Origin of the sequence: Streptomyces sp. P17 (assembly GCF_032436805.1) — a bacterium.
Classification (GTDB): Bacteria; Actinomycetota; Actinomycetes; order Streptomycetales; family Streptomycetaceae; genus Streptomyces.
This window is the reverse complement of sequence record NZ_JAVRBF010000866.1, coordinates 1-269: the sequence shown is the minus strand read 5'-3', so window position 1 is coordinate 269 and position 269 is coordinate 1. Positions and strand designations below refer to the sequence as shown.

At 68.4% G+C, this 269-nt stretch carries 1 protein-coding gene; it reads left to right on the top strand.

Annotation, left to right across the window (positions count from 1 at the left end; genetic code table 11):
* Positions 1 to 269 (top strand): hypothetical protein (locus RMT89_RS43260; protein WP_315889238.1); only part of this gene is annotated, 269 nt, incomplete at both ends.

Below are 269 nucleotides of genomic sequence, written 5' to 3'. Positions count from 1 at the left end.
AGCGCTTTGCCTTCACGCTGACCGGCGTGCTGAATGACATGGCATCCGAGGGCTGGGAATATCTGCGCGCCGAGACCTTGCCAAGCGAAGAGCGCAGCGGCCTGACCAGCCGCACGACCGTCTGGCATAATGTGCTGGTGTTTCGGCGCGCGCTTAAGCCGGTGTCGCGGCACGACGATCAGACCCGCGCGCGGGATGCGGTTCCGCCCGCGCCTGTCGCCACTCCGACGCCGGTGTCGGCCCCAACCACACCGGTCTCCGCCACGCCG